The organism is Pontibacter anaerobius, assembly GCF_026241195.1.
In the GTDB taxonomy this organism is placed as follows: Bacteria; Bacteroidota; Bacteroidia; order Cytophagales; family Hymenobacteraceae; genus Pontibacter; species Pontibacter anaerobius.
The window spans coordinates 153,945-172,007 of sequence record NZ_JAPFQO010000004.1 but is presented as its reverse complement, the minus strand read 5'-3'; the positions used below and the strand labels follow the sequence as shown (position 1 = coordinate 172,007).

Here is an 18,063-nt window from a genome sequence, read left to right as displayed (position 1 = left end):
ATATAGCGCTCTCTCCGGATTCTCTGTATACGCTGTTAAGCAGTACAGGTAGTTTTGGGTGGAGGATACAAGTAGACTTGCACTTAATACTTCCAGTGTAGCAGCAGCGGACCATCGGCTCCAAAAACCGGATCGCTCGTAGGCAACGCAACCTGCGCTATGCTCTTTTTCTTCTCCTGCGGGTCATCTTTTTCGGTGCAGATGTCATAGTTCTCCTGGCCGACGGGATAGGCACCCACCACTTTAAAACCGGAAGCAGAGGACTTCAGGCAATGGCCTGTGCCGGCCGGAAGCACCAGCATGTCACCGGCTTTCACCTCAACTTCCTTGCCGGCCGGTCCGCCAAGTATAAGCACAGCTGAGCCAGCCGCCACACCCAACACCTCATGCGATCTGCTGTGGTAGTGGTGGTAATCGAATACGCCGTTCACCCAGCTGCCGCGCCAGTTGTTTTGCTTAAAAGTTTCTTTAAATTGATTTACCAGGTCATCGCTTTGCCCGAAAACCTGCTGATACACCAGCAGGGGCAGCTGCTGGTTGTTTGGTATGTTGCCGTGGGGCTGAAGGAAGTGAGGGGTTGAGGTTTGTTTCGTCATAATTCCTATATTTATACTGAAGTATTACGTCGCACGCTTTAAAGGTTAAAGCAAAGTATAAATCAATACATACAATGGCCGATAAAACAGCGCCTTTGCGCATACTGGTGGTAGGTTGCGGGAACATGGGGGCTTCGCATGCCCTGGCTTACCACACGCTGGATGGTTTCGAGATCTGCGGACTGGTGTCTACCGGCGCCAGCAAAGAGGCGCTGAACCAGCAGCTGGGCGGCGGCTACTCCCTGTTCAGTGACTTTGAGGAGGCCCTGCAGGTTACCCGACCCGAGGCCGTCTGTATCTCCACTTACCCCGATACCCATGAGGCCTTTGCCATCAGGGCGTTGGAGCAGGGCTGCCATGTGTTTCTCGAAAAGCCCCTGGCTGACTCTGTGGCAGGTGCCGAGCGCGTGGCGGAGGCAGCTAGAAGAGCAGGCAAGAAACTGGTGGTCGGGTACATTCTGCGCCATCACCCTTCCTGGGAGCGCTTTGTTACCCTAAGCCAGGGATTGGGCAAGCCCCTGGTGATGCGCATGAACCTGAACCAGCAGAGCCATGGCTACATGTGGACGGTGCACCGCAACCTGATGAAAAGTCTGAGCCCGATCGTGGACTGCGGTGTGCATTACATTGATGTGATGTGCCAGATGACGCGCTCCAGGCCTGTGCAGGTGAGCGCCATCGGGGCAAGGCTGACCGACGAAATACCGGAAGACAATTACAACTATGGCCAACTGCAGATCCGTTTCGAGGATGGCTCGGTGGGGTGGTATGAAGCCGGCTGGGGGCCGATGATGAGCGAAACCGCTTTTTTTGTGAAAGATGTGATCGGCCCGAAAGGGTCGGTGTCGATCGTGGCGCGGGAGGCGGGCGGAGCCGGTAAGTCGGATGCCGTTGCCGCGCACACCAAAACAGAGGCGCTCCGGGTGCACCACGCGGGGCTGGATGGGAATAACCAGTTTCTGCAGGATGACAGCTGGATAGACCTGGAAGATGAGCCGGACCACCAGGAACTCTGCAACCGCGAGCAGCGCTACTTCCTGAAAGCCATTCAGCACGATATGGACCTGACAGCGCATATCCAGGATGCGGTGAACAGCCTGCGGATCGCGTTTGCCTGTGATGAGTCAGTACGGACGGGGCGGGTGGTGTCGCTTATTTAATGCAAAAGCCAGTGTTAGGTCATAGGTATTAAAGAAACGCCTGGTTCTGTTGCAGCACCACAGCGATTACAGGTTTCAAATATGTTACAGATCAAGACAAAATGAAAAAGCTAACAAGAAGATCATTTCTCGGAAACAGTACCTTTTTATCTTTTGCCGGCATGCTGGGTGCTTTGCCGCTTATGGGCAGCATGCATAAAAAGCCGAAGGGCGATTTTGTGCACCACGTATACTTCTGGCTAAACAACCCAGACTCAGAAGAAGACAAGGCCAAGCTGATAGAAGGACTGAACACGCTGAAAGCGATCAAGGAGATCCGCCTGGCGCGCATCGGCGTACCTGCCAGCACCAACCGCGACGTGATAGAGCGTGGCTATGCCGTGTCTTGGCTGCTATTTTTTGACAACCTGGAGCAGCAGGAGGTATACCAGAAGCACCCCATCCACCTGAAGTTCGTGGAGAACTATTCGCACCTTTGGTCGAAGGTGATCGTGTATGATTCGGTGGATATGTAGGGGAAGTATGGTTGTTTGTACTTGTGTCGCCGCAGGCGCCCCGAAAGCTTTCAGGGTATCCTGAAATGATACCTTCTGTTGCTGCCGCGAGTTTGCAACTCGTGCCTTTTAATGATGTCGAGTTTGTAACTCGACTGGCTTGCAAAGCCATATTTTATACTTGGGTTATACTTTCTTACAATTGCTGTTCCGGACACACTTGTCCGGAACCTTTCTGCCGCGGTTTTCCAAATCCAAGTGAGCCATACTTTATACTTGTCCTTTTATATTTCGATAGCCGCTGCTACCTATAACTTGAACCAAGCTATCCTTCCTAGCCACCGTTCATCCTCAGTCTTACAAGCGACTCGTTGCATCTCCGGCTTTGGCTCCCTCCAGCCCGGGAGGGCTCGTCTTCCCGCATCGCGCTGGGAGCTTTTCCTGCCCTCGTGCTTCGGGCTGCCTTCGCTCCCGCTCGGCACCGGAAAAACTCCAAAGGCGCTCAACGGAAAGACTGGTATCAGATTCGATAGCCGCTGCCTTTGCTATGGAACAAGTATAATTCCCCTCCTCGGAGGGGTTAGGGGTGGGTTTACACCTGCCGAAAACTCCCCTCCTTAGTCAAGGAGGGGTAGGGGTGGTTGGAACCGGTACTGCGAAACTCCCCCCCCTCTGAACTAGCCTAAACGAGAGTTTTGAGCTAGCGAGTGTAGCTCTAGGGGTGGGTTAATCGAAGGAGTCATGATTGGTTGTACCCGACAACGCAGGCAATTACTCAAATTAATTAATTGCTTGTGCTTTTATTTTCATACTTTTAAAACAAGCCACTCTACACATGAAGAACATCCTATCATACTTATTGCTCATCCTGCTATTTGCTTGCAATGCAAAAAAGGATAGGCCAACAGGGCAGGAGAGGCAGCTGCAGGAGCAACTGATTGGAGATTGGGTGCCGGTGGAGTCTAAAAGCAGTAGCCTCTCAAATGGAGTTTACTTTTCGGAAGATTATATACCGAAAGGTTACACGTTCTATGCTAATGGTGAGACCGAAAACAAGCAAGGGTATTATAAAGTAGCACCTGCCGAAGGTGACACCCCTAATGGTCGTTTGAAAATCCACTACTTAGGAAGCAGAACAAAATTTAATATTTCAGGCGACTCTCTCAAAATTTATAATCCTGCGGACTCCACATGGGAAAATCTCGCTATCAACTACCTAAGAAATGATACCTTGTCTATCAAAGGTAAAGAAGGAATATATTTTTATAGAAGAGCATACTATAATTTAGACACAATCCCTACTTTCGATGCCATCATTCTGTCAACTTTGGGTTGCTATGGTAGATGCCCTGTAACCAACACTATGGTCACTCCTGAAGGAAAAATGTCTTTTATAGGAGAATACTTCACTACAAAAGAGGGGATATACTTGGGCTCCATATCCACTAAACTGTATTCTGAACTACAGGATAACTATAGAAGAGCCGCGGTAAATAGTATACCAGCTAAGTTCGAAAGTGACGAACATCATATGGAGACGATATTAGTTACATTCGTGAAAGACGGCAAGATTTATAAAACGATCCGGGATTATGGTAACTCTGGTCCTAAAGAGCTTGTGTGGGCTCACATCCCCCTGCGCTTCCTTCATCAGCAAATCGATTTAGAAGAAGTCAATGCATGGGATCAGGCAACACCTTTAGCTTATAATTTATTAGGTTTCATGAAAGCTGGTAAAGTGTTGACGCTTGAACCGTCTGAGAGTTTTTTGCTCTGGAATTATTTGAGAACTGGCTATAAGACTGACAAAGCTCCTCGTAAAAGGTTTGAAATGAAATGCTGGAGAAACTATCATGTAACTACTTATGCCTACGAAGCATCAGATAGTTTACAATCTAGAAAACAGCATGAGTTGCAGTCAGTGACAACTGACGGGCAGTTATACACCTTTACCTTTGAAGGTGAAAAACCTCTTACGATTGATATTGGCTTCAACTTTTTCGATGTGAATTTCGAAGAATCTGATATGGTAGCAGAGGCAGAAGAATGTTGGCAAAATGTGCCACACTAGCTTTATAACGATAGGCAAGGATGTACAGCAATTATATAGTAAGGCTATCCTATAACAGAAAAAGTCTCTTTCACCCCAAAAACCTTATCTTGCTAGCATAATCATACTTAAACAAAAATCACCTACTATGAAAAAAGTGCTTTTGCTGCTGGTACTGGGTTTCTGGGCCTGTTCCTCCCCGCAAAAAGATACAGAGAACGCCAGTGCAGCCATCAACATGGACCAACTGGCCGAACGCTACGTAAAAACCCTGCTCAAACTGGGCCAGTATGACGGCGATATAGTGGATGCCTATTACGGACCGGAGGAGTGGAAGCCAACCGAGACCGCCAAAGACTCGCTTCCGGCAGAGAAGTTCCTGGCCGAGTTCCGAGCGATTCAGGAGCAGCTGGAGGCGCAGGATGCCAGCGAACTGCCTGCCGATGAGCAACGCCGCCTGGCCATGTTTAAGAAGCAGGTGCTGGCCGCCATTACCAAAGTGGAGATGATGCAGGGCAAAAAGCTGCCGTTTGATGAGGAAGCAAAACTGCTCTACGATGCGGAGCCACCGCACTACGAGCTGGCTCACTTCGACTCCATACTGGCCGCCATAGACAAGGAGCTGCCGGGCAAGGGAAGTATAACCGAGCGCTGGGATGCCTACCGGGCCAAATTTGAGATACCAAAAGCCAGGCTGGACACAGTGTTTAAAGCCGCCATTGCCGAAGCGCGAAGCCGCACCAAAAAGCACTATAAGTTGCCGGAGCAGGAGAGCTTCAAGATGGAGTTCGTGACGGATAAGGCCTGGTCGGGTTACAACTATTACAAAGGCAACGGCTACAGCCTCATCCAGATCAACACCGACTTCCCGATTTACATTGAACGCGCCATCGACCTGGCCTCGCACGAGGGCTACCCGGGCCACCATGTGTTTAACGCGCTGCTGGAGCAAAACCTTGTCAACAAGAAAGGCTGGAAAGAATACGCCATCTATCCGCTGTTCAGCCCGCAGAGCCTGATTGCTGAGGGCAGCGCCAACTACGGCATTGAGGTGGCTTTCCCGGCAGAGGAGCGCCTGAAGTTCGAGAAGGAAGTGCTGTTTCCGCTGGCCGGCCTGGACCCAGCCGAAGCCGAACGCTACGACAGCATCCTAGAGAAGATCAGCCAGCTGGACTTTGCCGGGAACGAGGCGGCACGGCTTTACCTTAACGGTGAAATAAGCCGCGAGCAGGCCGCCGACATGCTGGTGAAGTATAACCTCTACCAGAAAGACCGGGCCCTGCAGCGCACCCGTTTTATGGATAAGTACCGCAGCTACGTGATTAACTATAACCTGGGCCAGCAACTGGTGCGCAACTACATCGAAGCCAACGGCGACACCGACGATAATCCGGAGAAGCGCTGGGAACTGTTCGAAGAACTGTTGTCAAACCCGTACACCGCCTCCATGCTAAATTAGCCGCCGTTCGCTTTCTTCAGGAGCCGTAGCCGTATACTAAGAATAAGTATGGCCATGAGTGACTTTAGTCATTTGCGGTAGAGTAGCAGCAGGCTATCTTTATACTTGTACAGGATGTTTTATCTAAAACAAAATAAAACTATGGCAACTAAGAACATGATAGGCATTGATGTTGAAAAGGCAGCGCACCTGGCCGACAAGCTTAACACGCTGCTAGCCGATTATCAGCTCTTTTATATCAATGCGCGGGGCTTCCATTGGAACATATCGGGCAACAAGTTCTTTGAGCTGCATGCCAAATTTGAGGAGCTTTACAGTGATGCTGTTATTAAGATAGACGAGATTGCGGAACGTATCCTGACGCTGGGACACACCCCTTTTCACTCCTTTACGGCATACCTGGAGAATGCTACCATAAAGGAGGTGGCCGATGTGTCGGATGGCGACCAGGCCGTGCGGGAGGTGCTGAACGGCTTTAAAGTGCTGATTGAAGCAGAGCGCGAGCTGCTGGCCCTGTCTGCCGAGGCCGACGATGAAGGCACCAACGCCCTAATGAGCGACTACATCCGCGAGCAGGAGAAGCTGGTGTGGATGTATTCGGCTTACCTGCGGGAGTAATGTAGATTTATACTTTGGTAGAACCGAAAAGCCACTCCTGAAGGAGTGGCTTTCTTGTTTATAGGATTTTTAATGGTTATTCCCTGGATGTATAATATCAAATCAATACAATATAGTATATTCGATATTCCATATCCATTCAACCGCCCATAAGGTTTCGTTTGGTAAAAGGCATTTGTTAACATCAATTTACAAAGAGAATGCGAAGACGTTTCTTCATGAAAACAATGCTACTGGTTGCTCTTCCATTAAAGATGTTTCCTCTTAGTGTTGTAAACACGCTTTCTGAAGTGAGAACCAACTTCAAGACTATTTACTCAAATAGTAAGCTAAAGCGTGAGTTCTACAAATTCCTCAAGAATATCTTTAACCTATACCCTGAGGATAATCTTCATCAACTTATAGCTGAAACCACAAAGCAAAAGGTTTATGACAGGGAAGTATACTTAGGGGCTCAATCCAGGCTAAACGGCATCACCCCTTTCTTCTCCACCTTCCGATACCAGTTGCCGGCCCTCTTCAAGCAAAAGGATGAAATGGCAAAGCAGACAGCCGAACTGTTGGGTGAGGGTTCCTCTTTCAAAGGATACCTGGAAATCGGTTCCTCAGGCAGATACCTGGACTACCTGGAAGAAACCATGGAAATACAGGGTGAAAGATACTATGCGGATGGAAAAGAGCCTGGTTATGCTATTACCGAAATGGTAGACAGGGGGCAAATAAGTATAGGCGCTACATACCTGCCGTTAGCCGACTACCGCACCGATTATGCCCGTGTTATTCCCCGGGAAAGCCTTGATTTGGTAACCGTTTATATCGGGTTCCACCATTGCCCCATAGAGTTACGAACCTCGTTTATCTCCTCTATCAGAGAAACCCTGCGGGTAGGTGGCAAATTGATTTTGAGAGACCACGACTGTGATACAGAAAACCAGAAAACATTGGTCGCGCTTGCTCATGATGTCTTTAACATGGGAACGAACGAAACCTGGGAGTACAACAGCAAGGAAGTGCGCAACTTCTACTCCTTAGATTTTATTTGCGGATTCGTGGAGAACCTGGGTTTTAAGTTTGACAAAAGAACCCTTTTCCAGGACGGCGACCCTACCAAGAATGCGCTGATGATGTTTACAAAAGTATAACGAGTATCCCCATTTAATGAAACGACTTATTAACCTGGTCTACTACCTGTTAACAAAGGTAGTAGTACTAGTAAAGACTCTGCTGGTATCTGCAAAACGCCTGCTACTCCACATAAGCCGAAAGAAGCGATATGCCATTCCGTTCTATGGCTTTATTGCTTATGTACTGTTTGTGGTTGCGCTGGTCAAGACATCCGGAGACGCTAACTACAATAAAGTGTTGGCCAATAAACGGATCAATGATGTTACGGTCATTAATCCCATTCAGGTGAATAAGATCATAAAGCCGCACACGAATGAAGAACTAATCCAGGCAATACAGGCAACTTCTGGCCCGATCTCTATTGGTGGTGGGAAGTTTAGCATGGGTGGGCAGACCGGGTATGAGAACAGCCTGCACATCGATACAAGGGAGTTCAACAAAGTCATCAAACTGGATACTGTTACAAAGCAGATCACCGTACAGCCCGGCATCACCTGGCGAGACTTACAGGATGTGATAGATCCGTATGATCTCTCTGTCAAAATTATGCAGACCTATGCCAATTTTACGGTAGGCGGTTCTCTGTCCGTAAACTGCCATGGTAGGTACATCGGCCATGGCCCGATAATATCCTCTGTGGTAGGCTTAAAGATCATAACAGCAAGCGGAGAAATAATCACGGCGAGCCGGAGCGAGAACCCAGACGTGTTTAATGCAGCCGTTGGTGGGTACGGTGGAGTGGGTGTTATAGCTGAGGCCACTTTGCAGCTGACGGATAATGTAAAGGTGGAGCGCCACACCCAGTTAGTAAAGGTTGAGGAATATCACCAGTACTTCAACAACAACATCAGGAACGACAAAAAAGTAATTTTCCAGAACGGGGATTTGTACCCGCCTGACTACGACTATGTGAATGTTGTGTCGTGGAAAGAAAGCGACAAGCCCTTAACCGACTCCGAGCGCTTCACATCAAAAGATGAAAATTACTGGCTGGAGCAAAACCTGGTAGAGGTAGTATCGTGGGGCGACTTTGGGAAGTGGGTGAGAAGAAGCGTTATCGACCCGATCAACTACAGTACTGAAAAGGTAACCTGGAGAAATAAGGAAGCAAGCTACGATGTAAAAGAGCTGGAGCCTGTGTCCAGGGAAGATGAGACGTATGTGCTGCAGGAGTACTTTATTCCGGTAAACCGCATAAACTCCTTCGTGCCTAAAATGAAGGCTGTCTTCGATAAGTATGAGGTGAATGTTATGAATGTCTCCTTGAGGCATGCTTACCCCGATACAGCATCCTTTCTTTCATGGGCAAATGAGGAGGTTTTTGCCTTCGTTGTTTACTACAAGCAAGGTACTGACCAGGCATCAAAGGAGACTGTAAAGCAGTGGACTCTTGAGATGACCGATGCTATCCTGAGCGAAAACGGAACATGGTATTTGCCGTACCAGCCCCATGCCTCGGCAGCGCAGTTTGAGAAAGGCTATCCGAATTCAGGTAAATACTTTGAAGTTAAAAACAAGCTTGATCCAGTGCATCGTTTTACCAACAAGCTTCTGGATAAGTATAACCCTTATGTAACCAATACGCTTGCCAAAGAAAGAGAGGCTATCAATGGATATTACAGGGCAGAAGAGCAGACAATCCTGACTGTTCCGGAGTGGTACCTGGTTTTCAACCCGAAAGAGTATGCTGATTTTCTGCAGGAAGGAAACAATCCCTCCGATTTCCCTTTCTATGCTTCTATTGATGAGTACTGGCGACTTTATGACCGCTCCATGAAACTTGTGTCGGATGCATACCCGGAAAATGAGGAATACAATACGATGCTTCAGGTGATAGGGGTAAGTATAACGATGGAGTACGCAGGCAAAATGATCTATGAGAACACCATCGGAAGGGTTTTCAGCTGGTTCTCAAATAGATCCCTGTCTGAGGAAGAAAAGACAATCATACAAGCTCACCGGGCCTACAGCGATTTTATCTATGATACCGCCTGGTACGAGTTTGAGTTTATGCCCTGGGTAGGTAAAGTATGGACTGTCTCCGATGCATCGGAAGCCAATTGGCTCAGGAAATGGGAAAGGGCATTGTTTTTTACGTTAGAATTTACTTTTAAGGCGGGTTATGCCCAGTTAATTGAATGGGCTGCAAAGAGCAGTTACGAAACTCCTGTTACAGATGTTTACCTGTTGGTTGCAGGTGAAGGACCAACTGAGGGGATGGGCATCAAAATCATAAAAGCGCTGGATGACAAGAAGATCATAAGTATACCTCGCTGGGGGGTATTCACGAGTACACTGTTAGAGTTAAAGAACACAAACTTTGAAATAATCGAAATTGGAGGCAATGATGAAATTGCCGTTTCTGTGTTAGTGGATAATTTAAAAAGCGTCGATTTCGATCAGGTTGATAGGCTGTATGAGTCACGTGTTGTAACGAAGCCTAATGCGAAAAGAATCGTTTATTTGTTGCAAGTTAAAGAGTTGTTGCCCTTCCTTAGCTACGCAGCAAGCAACCACATCGAAGTAGAGCATATGTATGATTATTGATGCTACCAGTTGCTAAGGCACATAAAACAAAGTGTCTACGCTACACCTTGGTTGGCGGTAGCACCAAATGTCAGGCTTGCTCTTGTTACTTCCTAATGCCAACTTCCCATATGCGCCGCATGTGTTTTAAGGTATGCCCCTGGCTTGTAAAACTTATCGTAAAACTCCAGGTCGAGGTGGTGGGCCTGCAGGTACATGATAGTGAAGATGGAAGGCACAGTGCCCGGGAACTTACCAAACGTGTCGTAGATATACTGCGCCTGCAGTGCCACACATTCCCTGAAGACCTCCGGGTGCTCCTCTGCCGCGCTACGTACTTTTGCTGATTCTTTCCAGGGGCCGGGGGTGCCAGAATTAAAAGGACCTCCTTTGCCAAATTTGCGCTCGCAGACGGCATCCACGGCGGCACGCATATCGGCGAAGTGCGGCGGGCAGTAGCCTTCCATCACGCCTTGTAAGCCGGTGGGGTTGGGGTAGGGCCAGTTATCGTTCGTATCAAACCGGAAGCCCAGCCCCGGCACGTCAGGGTTGCCGCTGGCGCCCAGCATACTGAAGGGATCAATGCCGTTGAACATCCAGCCGCCGAGCCCCATGGCCTGCAGCATCAGGGCTCCGGCATAGCAACTGGTGCTCAGTTCCGCCGTCAGCTCCGCCATCGACCATTGCTCCAGAAACGTGATTGGCCATACATTTTGCGGGTCGGCCAGGTGGCTGTACTTCTCTATGCCGGGTATGGGGCGCTTGTTGATATTGTCGGTGAGCACCATGCCGTTCTGTAACATATAGCAGATGGCCAGCAGCACATGCTGCGATAAATCCCCCACAGGCATCACCAGCAAAGTGCCGGGCTTGTTTACCACCCATGTATTATGCGCCTCCACGTAGGGAACCTCACAGGGTACGCCCACACGGCCATCCTGCAGTTTCTTTACCTGGCTTTTCAGGGCGCTTACCACGTCATCCAGGTTCAGCTTTCCCTCATTATCACGCTCAGCGGAGGCCGGGGCATCGCGGTTGTCGAGGACATAAACACCCTCATCATCGGTAAAAAAAGTCATGCTGGTATGGAAACCGGCGGCAGAGGGAAAGGTGCGGCCCCCGGCGGCACCTGCGTAGTTAGAGAGGTGCGGCGCGTAGCGCTCAGCCCTGTAGATCATGTGGTGCCAGCTGGTGTTGCCGGCACAGGCCGCTACCACCAACAGTTTCTCCAGCTCCGACAGCGGCACCGGCGCATGTTTGGATTTGTAGGTGAAAACCCCATCCGGTATCTCGGCACCCATAAAAAAACGGCGCGAACGTCGGCCAAGCAGTGCTTCTACCAAGCCGAAGTCCATCATCTGCTCAAATCCTTTAGGTAACTCCATAGTTCTACTTTTATACTTTGTTTTACTTTGATAACATGCTATGGTTCAGCTGTTGGCTAAGTATAAACCACATCGCTACTATGTTTTTCAGAAGTATGATTATGCTGATGCTACAGCGTATAAAGTATGGCAGGAATGGCTTTTTTCATACCTTAGTACTACAGATACAAACCTTAGATTCTATCACATTGAAAAAGATACAACTATACCAGGTGGATGCCTTCACCGACAAAGTGTTTGGCGGAAACCCTGCCGCCGTGTGCGTGCTGGATGCCTGGCTCGAGAATGATGTCATGCAGCAAATAGCCGCTGAGAACAACCTGGCCGAAACCGCCTTTGTAGTACCGAAAGGCGATTCTTACGAAATACGGTGGTTTACGCCAACAGTAGAGGTAGATCTGTGCGGCCACGCCACGCTGGCAGCTGCCTATGTGTTGTTCCGCTATTATGACCATCCTTCAAATAAGATTGTGCTTCACTCGCGCAACAGTGGCCAGCTGACTGTTACAAAACAAGGCGAAGAACTTACACTGGACTTTCCGGTGGATACACTTTCTGAGATAGATACGCCGCAGGTGTTGGTAGAGGCCCTGGATAAAGCACCAGTAGCAGCTTATAAAGGCAAAACCGACTTTTTACTGCTATACCCGACTCAGCAGGACATAGAGGAGCTAGTCCCGGATTTCAGATTAGTAGAGCGTGCAGGTGGGAGAGGTGTGATCGTGACAGCGCCCGGTGATGAGGTAGACTTTGTGTCAAGGTTCTTTTGCCCGAATGTGGGTATAAATGAAGACCCTGTAACCGGTTCTGCGCATACTACGCTTACACCTTACTGGAGCCAGAAATTAGATAAAACTATACTTACAGCAAAGCAACTCTCCAGGCGCCAGGGCAACCTTACCTGCGAACTAGACGGAGACAGAGTAAAGATTACCGGTAAGGCGGTAACATACTTAACCGGAGAAATTGAAGTATAAATAAAGCAGCAAGGCCACCCAAAAGGTGGCCTTGCTGCTTTATTTATACCTCGGTTAAAGTAACTATTTTGTGATAGCCTTAAACACCAGGTCAGTCAGAAACTCCTCGAGTTCGCTATGCTTGCTATCATTAATGTTAGTTAGCGAAGGCAGGTGCTGCGAAAAGAAAATCTGGTAATGGGCACTTTCCGCTACCGTAGAAATCAGGGAGTCTGGATACTTATAGTCGGGGTTAATTTCATGTATGATGCTGGAAATTCGCTTGCAAAGGCGTTTATAGCTCAGAAAGAACCCATGTTTATTGTCTGTATCTACCTCTTTAGTCAGATAAGCTTTAGAAGACTCCGCCACCACTATCCGCTGTAGCACCACCTCGCTGATGTGCGCAAAGTCCATATCGTTTTCTATCTTACCAGATAAGATGTGGATGGCAATTCTTAACCTGTCTTCTGGCGAGGCTATATTGCTTGTGGCGAACACCAAGCGGTACTCCAGCCAGTTCCAGTACCAGGATATAAGGTATACCAGCAGCATGTGCTTACTTTCAAAGTACCTGTAAATAGTGGCCTCTGTGGTTCCTATTTTCTCAGCAAGCTTTCTGAAAGTAAACGACTCAAGACCAAGTTCATCGATAAGAAGTATACTGTTCTGTATGATTTGCTGCCCTTTAACAGAGCTTTCAGGGTCTTTCAGGTATACTTTCTCGTCAACTTTGATCTTAATGTTTGCCAGCAAACTCCTCATGCGTTGTGTCTTATTTATTAAACGTGTGCTCGTAAAACTCAACGGCTCCGTTTTCTACATCATACATACCGCCTATGATACCAATCTCACCCTGCTCTATCATCTCCTTAAGTATAGGGCTTTTTTCCTGAATTTCATCAAGCATTTTGTGCACATTTGTCTCAGCTACCTTTTCTACGAACTCGGCATTTGAAGAATTTCTGGCGCCCTCTGTTTCAACAGCATTTACAGATGGTTCAATTTTCTTCACCAAACTTGTTAGGTTACCCATTTCTACATGGTCGCAGGCACCTTTAACAGCACCGCACTTGGTGTGGCCAAGCACTACAATTAGCTTAGAGCCGGCTACTTTGCAGGCAAACTCCATACTTCCAAGTATATCTTCGTTTACGATGTTTCCAGCAATTCTGGCACTGAAGATATCACCTAGCCCCTGGTCGAAGATCAGTTCAGCAGAGGTTCTGGAATCGATGCAGCTAAGGATAATAGCAAATGGATGCTGTCCTGTAGATGTCTCGTTTACCTGCTGTAGCAGGTTACGGTTTGCTTTCAGGTTGTTTACAAATCTCTTGTTTCCTTCAACAAGTATTTCAATCGCCTTTTGTGGGGTTAGCTGTGCCTGTGTTTCTTTTGTTTGGGTTCTCATTAATTTAGAATTATGTGTTAGGTGATACTATACTTATTATTATATGATACTATACTTATTATTATACTTTAAGCTCTTCCTCCTGTAACTCATGGATGGTCAGCCTTATGTTTTTGGTATGAGCTGTCTCTCTGAAGTCCTCTATCAGTTCCTTAACATCGTGGTCCACAACTGCTGACTTGGTATAATCAATTACCAATTCGGCTCCCTCAGGTACTTTTCTTAAGGTACGAAGAATGTTGCCCTTGTTCAGAAAAGTCACCTCTTCTGCCAACACCATATGGTATAGTTCGCCACCCTCAACTGATTTTTCTTTGTGCATGAAGTGGGATACTTGGTAGCTGTTTTTGAGTATAAAGAAAATCGCTACTGCCATACCTATACCGATACCTGTAAGCAGGTCGGTAAACACAATGGCCACAATGGTAACTACGAATGGCAGAAACTGCATCATGCCATTGCGATACATGCTCTTGAACAATGCAGGTTTAGCTAGTTTGTAGCCTACCATTAAAAGTATGGCTGCCAAACTTGCCAGCGGTATCATGTTAAGCACATTTGGTATGGCCATAACACAGATAAGTATAAGCAGGCCATGAATAAAGGCCGATAACTTAGTTCTGCCACCAGACTGTATGTTAGCTGAGCTTCTTACAATTACCTGAGTTAAGGGCAAACCACCGATCAAACCAGAGATAATGTTACCCACACCTTGTGCTTTTAACTCACGGTTAGCGGGGCTTATGCGCTTGTATGGGTCCAGTTTATCGGTTGCTTCCAAACATAACAATGTTTCTAAGCTTGCTACTATTGCAAGAGTACCTGCTAAAAACAGTACCTCGTAGCTTAAAACCCTGCTAAAATCTGGTGCTGTAAACAAAGTGAAGAAGCCGCCAATACTATCTGCGACAGGAAGCACGACCAGGTGGTTATCGCGTAAGGTTAGCTGCGGGAAGAAATTATCGAACACAACATTGAGTGCAATGCCTAACAAAACAACTACAAGCGGACCTTGTATCAGCTGGAAAACTCTACTTTTTTTAGCAAGCACCTGTTCCCAAAAAATTAAGATAAACAGCGATAAAACACTGATAACAACAGCTGCTGGTGTAATGTAGTTGATGGCCTTAAAGATCTCGGAGAATGTAGTTCCGCCCTGCGGTTCCAGGAAGTGTAAGTTACCCTCAAAGTTTTCATCATACCCGAATGCATGCGGAATCTGTTTCAGGATGATGATGACACCAATACCGGCCAGCATCCCTTTTATAACTGATGTTGGGAAATAGTAGCCAATACTTCCGGCCTGCAAAAAGCCTAGTACCAGTTGAATAACACCGGCTAAGACTACAGCAGAAAGAAACACCTCAAAGCTGCCTAAGTCCTGTATGGCATGCAATACGATAACAGCCAGACCCGCAGCCGGGCCACTAACGCCCAGTTGAGAACCACTGATAAGAGTAACTACAATACCACCAACAATTCCCGCGATGATACCTGAGAAAAGTGGCGCACCAGATGCCATGGCAATACCCAGGCAAAGTGGTACGGCTACCAGAAAAACTACAATGCCTGCCGGCAGGTCGTGTTTAATTTCTTTAAGGCTAATCATAATTCTATGCTAAAGTATTTTATTCTTTAACAATAGTAATACTATTGGGTTTCAAAGTAGATTATATTTTTTCTGTTTTGCAACATAACTTTTAGTAAGGGTATGGTTTTTAGTGGAGAAGGTACTCTTCTGTAATCAAGCTGTTTAAATTTGTTCCCACTATAAAGTATAAAAGCCACCCGGAAAGGTGGCTTTTATACTTTATACTTGACTATACGTTACAGCGGCAGTTTCACGTCCTGCATCAGGCGGCCCACAGGGTACATCTGGTGCGTGTACTCGTAATGCGGCGTGTTTCTGTAGACAAAGTCCAGTTGGGCGCGGGCACTTTTGGCAAATGCCGGATCCTGCTTTTTGCGTTCTTCCAGCTTTTTGCGCAGTTCAGGGTCTTTCTTCAAGTAATCGGCGGCCAGGTCCTCAAACACATAGCTGGAGAAATACTCTTTCTGCATTAGGATCCCGTCGAAGAAGTTCCAGTTGAAGTAGGAGTCCACGGCCTGCGGTTCCAGTGTCTCTACCAGAAAGCGGTTGGCCTCCTGGTTCAGGTACACCACATAATCGCCTTTGTAGAACTGGCGCGGCATGCGCTTCGTCTCCACTTTCACATCCGAGTGCAGGTAATGCCCCTCGTATGGGCGCTGGCCCGTTTTGTAATCGGTAATGTAATAGGTGTCGAGGGTGATGGTTGTGTCGCGCTGCAGTTGCTGCATTTGCACCTTGTTCAGCTTCAGTCGGTCAATCACCTCGCGCCAGGCCTGCGGAATAATGTAGGCCACTGGCTTTTCCACCGCCACGGTAGGCGTGAACTCATCGTAGTAATTTATTTTTTTGCTGTACGGTGATTTGCGGTCGTAGTACAGGCGCTCCAGTCCGCTCACTTCGCTCGGCTTATACTTTGCCTCATAACCAAGGAAGGGGATCTGCGCCACTTTGGTTGTATCCAGCTGCCAGTTCAGCGGGAACTGCTTTTGAGCAAGCGTCTGCTGCTTTGCCTGCTGGCGCAGTTTGCCTATCTCGTCGGCATCGCGGTGCACCGTCTCGATCATATTCTCCATCAGCTTGTAGGTAGCCTGCACGCGCTGGTTAAACGGCTTCAGCATGTGTGTTTCGGGCACAAAGCCAATGGTGTTATACAGGGCGGTGTAGCCGGTGGCATAACGGGGAGACTCCATGAAACCGATGATCCCTTTATCCGGCGTCTCCTCCACGGTGTTCATGTAAGGCACCATCGGAAACTTATCCTGCTTCATGCCCTCGTAAAGCGTTGGCACCATTTTCCCGTTCAGGTACTTGGCTAGTCCAGGGTTCAGTTTGTTGTGCTGTGTGGCGATCAAGGTCATCACGTGCTGGTAATCGGCTCCGTTGGAAGTATGGTTGTCCATAAACACGTCCGGGTCCCACTCCCTGAAAATCTCGTGGAAGGTCTGGGCGTTGCGCGAGTCGGTTTTGATGAAGTCGCGGTTCAGGTCCAGGTTGCGGGCATTGCCCCGAAAGCCGTATTCCTCGGGCCCGTTCTGGTTGGTGCGGGTGTGGCTGTTGCGGTTAAGCGCCCCGCCGATGTTGTATACTGGGATTACGGCAAGCACCACGTTATCCAGCTGCTTGCGCCGCTTTTTGTCTTGTAGGTAATCGCGCACCAGCATCATGGTGGCGTCAATGCCCTCCGGTTCGCCCGGGTGGATGCCGTTCTGAATCAGCAGGACACGTTTGTCCTTTTGTTTGATGGAGGCCGGGTCAAAATCCTTGTCAGTGGAGACGATGACCAGATGCAGCGGGCGGCCTACATCCGTAGTGCCATAAGGCATCATTTTAACTTCGTCATAAGCCGCATCAAGCTGCTGGTACCATTTTATGGCTTCGTCGTAAGTGGCTGTCTGGTTGCCGTTCCCTTGCTCAAAGGGCGTTTTTAAAGTGGGCTTGTCTTTGTCGGGTGCGCCGGTACTTAGTAGCGCAGCAAGTAGTAAGGAGGTTAGCATGGTTTGATTTAGCGTAAGATCAATAGGCAATGATAAGGAATTATGGGGAGTTAGCGGGTTAAAAAAAATAGAAATTGGTTACTCCAGCTGTTGTTCTGGTCCTTTTGTCCGGAAAATATCCGCTGCGGATTTACTAAATCGCATACCTACACTTTCCGGTTTATACGCCTTTAGGCGCCAGTCTTCAGACTTGTATACTTTTTATGAAGTTGGGTTTGTAACGCAACTGGCTCGAATACCTATTACATTGCTATACTTCATACCTGTCCATTAAGAATTTAGCCGCTGCTTCCTGCAACTGGAACCAAGCAATCTGTTATTTCTGCCGTTTATCCTCAGTCTTACAAGCCCACCGTTGCATCTCTGGCAGTGGTGCCCTCAAGGCCGGGAGGCCTCGTCCTGGGGGTAGGGGCCCTCGATGAAGGGCATCGCGCGGTGTACATTTCCTTTGCTCCTGACGTCGCAATGTCTCACTGCGTTCGTCACCGGAAATTTACAAGGCGCTCAACCCAAGGACTGGGATCAGGTACGATAGCCGCTGCCTTTGCTATGCGTTAAGTATAGCTCCCCTCCTTTGACAAGGAGGGGCAGTGGAAGTGGACCGTGAACTACTGCCACAACACATGATAATGCAAAACCCATGCCTCTAAATACGGAACACGAAAATAAGAACAGCAGAAACAGAAAGAGACGCTGGC

Annotated in this window: 14 protein-coding genes; 8 read left to right on the top strand and 6 right to left on the bottom strand. The window is 48.1% G+C overall.

All coding sequences use genetic code 11. From position 1 onward, the window contains the following. Positions 1-83: 83 nt before the first annotated feature. Entirely contained in the window at positions 84-596 is a 513-nt protein-coding gene (locus tag OO017_RS08185; protein ID WP_266051985.1) for a cupin domain-containing protein, read from the bottom strand. A 74-nt stretch (positions 597-670) separates the two neighbouring features. Here OO017_RS08185 and OO017_RS08180 point away from each other — a divergent pair, with 74 nt between their 5' ends. The 7 genes from OO017_RS08180 to OO017_RS08150 all read left to right on the top strand — a co-directional run bounded on the left by OO017_RS08180 (position 671) and on the right by OO017_RS08150 (position 10,049). Further along, positions 671-1,756 carry a Gfo/Idh/MocA family protein gene (locus OO017_RS08180; protein WP_266051984.1) on the top strand — a complete coding sequence of 362 codons (1,086 nt, stop codon included), beginning with the start codon at positions 671-673 and terminating at the stop codon, positions 1,754-1,756. Positions 1,757-1,857: 101 nt separating this feature from the next. Then, positions 1,858-2,271 (top strand): Dabb family protein, encoded by a 414-nt coding sequence (locus OO017_RS08175; RefSeq protein ID WP_266051983.1) that lies wholly within the window; start codon positions 1,858-1,860, stop codon positions 2,269-2,271. Between the two features lie 814 nt (positions 2,272-3,085). Next, positions 3,086-4,321, top strand: a complete 1,236-nt coding sequence (locus tag OO017_RS08170) for a DUF6438 domain-containing protein (protein WP_266051982.1) — start codon at positions 3,086-3,088, stop codon at positions 4,319-4,321. Between the two features lie 127 nt (positions 4,322-4,448). Next, complete coding sequence (locus tag OO017_RS08165) at positions 4,449-5,759, top strand: DUF885 domain-containing protein (RefSeq protein WP_266051981.1); 1,311 nt, start codon at positions 4,449-4,451, stop codon at positions 5,757-5,759. A gap of 141 nt (positions 5,760-5,900) precedes the next feature. Further along, positions 5,901-6,377 (top strand): Dps family protein, encoded by a 477-nt coding sequence (locus OO017_RS08160; RefSeq protein ID WP_266051980.1) that lies wholly within the window; start codon positions 5,901-5,903, stop codon positions 6,375-6,377. Positions 6,378-6,667: 290 nt separating this feature from the next. Beyond that, a complete protein-coding gene (locus OO017_RS08155) occupies positions 6,668-7,519 on the top strand; it encodes a class I SAM-dependent methyltransferase (protein WP_266051979.1) in 852 nt (283 codons plus the stop codon). A gap of 16 nt (positions 7,520-7,535) precedes the next feature. Then, entirely contained in the window at positions 7,536-10,049 is a 2,514-nt protein-coding gene (locus OO017_RS08150; RefSeq protein WP_266051978.1) for an FAD-binding oxidoreductase, read from the top strand. Between the two features lie 92 nt (positions 10,050-10,141). On the opposite strand, the gene OO017_RS08145 is transcribed toward OO017_RS08150, so the two are convergent. Further along, the gene (locus OO017_RS08145; RefSeq protein ID WP_266051977.1) at positions 10,142-11,413 is read right to left on the bottom strand and encodes a hypothetical protein; all 1,272 of its coding nucleotides are present in this window, start codon (positions 11,411-11,413) and stop codon (positions 10,142-10,144) included. An 80-nt stretch (positions 11,414-11,493) separates the two neighbouring features. Here OO017_RS08145 and OO017_RS08140 point away from each other — a divergent pair, with 80 nt between their 5' ends. Continuing rightward, positions 11,494-12,390, top strand: a complete 897-nt coding sequence (locus tag OO017_RS08140; RefSeq protein ID WP_266051976.1) for a PhzF family phenazine biosynthesis protein — start codon at positions 11,494-11,496, stop codon at positions 12,388-12,390. 63 nt (positions 12,391-12,453) lie between these two features. Here OO017_RS08140 and OO017_RS08135 read toward each other — a convergent pair whose 3' ends face one another. The 4 genes from OO017_RS08135 to OO017_RS08120 all read right to left on the bottom strand — a co-directional run bounded on the left by OO017_RS08135 (position 12,454) and on the right by OO017_RS08120 (position 17,365). After that, entirely contained in the window at positions 12,454-13,134 is a 681-nt protein-coding gene (locus tag OO017_RS08135) for a TetR/AcrR family transcriptional regulator (RefSeq protein WP_266051975.1), read from the bottom strand. A gap of 10 nt (positions 13,135-13,144) precedes the next feature. Continuing rightward, the gene (locus OO017_RS08130) at positions 13,145-13,780 is read right to left on the bottom strand and encodes a carbonic anhydrase family protein (RefSeq protein WP_266051974.1); all 636 of its coding nucleotides are present in this window, start codon (positions 13,778-13,780) and stop codon (positions 13,145-13,147) included. 61 nt (positions 13,781-13,841) lie between these two features. Further along, complete coding sequence (locus OO017_RS08125) at positions 13,842-15,389, bottom strand: SulP family inorganic anion transporter (protein ID WP_266051973.1); 1,548 nt, start codon at positions 15,387-15,389, stop codon at positions 13,842-13,844. 218 nt (positions 15,390-15,607) lie between these two features. Then, complete coding sequence (locus tag OO017_RS08120) at positions 15,608-17,365, bottom strand: M14 family metallopeptidase (protein ID WP_266051972.1); 1,758 nt, start codon at positions 17,363-17,365, stop codon at positions 15,608-15,610. Positions 17,366-18,063: the final 698 nt, after the last annotated feature.

Bases quoted from the DNA above. Each gene is read 5' to 3' on its own strand.
- OO017_RS08185 (WP_266051985.1), bottom strand. From the start codon at position 596: ATGACGAAACAAACCTCAACCCCTCACTTCCTTCAGCCCCACGGCAAC.
- OO017_RS08180 (WP_266051984.1), top strand. From the start codon at position 671: ATGGCCGATAAAACAGCGCCTTTGCGCATACTGGTGGTAGGTTGCGGG.
- OO017_RS08175 (WP_266051983.1), top strand. From the start codon at position 1,858: ATGAAAAAGCTAACAAGAAGATCATTTCTCGGAAACAGTACCTTTTTA.
- OO017_RS08170 (WP_266051982.1), top strand. From the start codon at position 3,086: ATGAAGAACATCCTATCATACTTATTGCTCATCCTGCTATTTGCTTGC.
- OO017_RS08165 (WP_266051981.1), top strand. From the start codon at position 4,449: ATGAAAAAAGTGCTTTTGCTGCTGGTACTGGGTTTCTGGGCCTGTTCC.
- OO017_RS08160 (WP_266051980.1), top strand. From the start codon at position 5,901: ATGGCAACTAAGAACATGATAGGCATTGATGTTGAAAAGGCAGCGCAC.
- OO017_RS08150 (WP_266051978.1), top strand. From the start codon at position 7,536: ATGAAACGACTTATTAACCTGGTCTACTACCTGTTAACAAAGGTAGTA.
- OO017_RS08145 (WP_266051977.1), bottom strand. From the start codon at position 11,413: ATGGAGTTACCTAAAGGATTTGAGCAGATGATGGACTTCGGCTTGGTA.
- OO017_RS08140 (WP_266051976.1), top strand. From the start codon at position 11,494: ATGTTTTTCAGAAGTATGATTATGCTGATGCTACAGCGTATAAAGTAT.
- OO017_RS08135 (WP_266051975.1), bottom strand. From the start codon at position 13,134: ATGAGGAGTTTGCTGGCAAACATTAAGATCAAAGTTGACGAGAAAGTA.
- OO017_RS08130 (WP_266051974.1), bottom strand. From the start codon at position 13,780: ATGAGAACCCAAACAAAAGAAACACAGGCACAGCTAACCCCACAAAAG.
- OO017_RS08125 (WP_266051973.1), bottom strand. From the start codon at position 15,389: ATGATTAGCCTTAAAGAAATTAAACACGACCTGCCGGCAGGCATTGTA.
- OO017_RS08120 (WP_266051972.1), bottom strand. From the start codon at position 17,365: ATGCTAACCTCCTTACTACTTGCTGCGCTACTAAGTACCGGCGCACCC.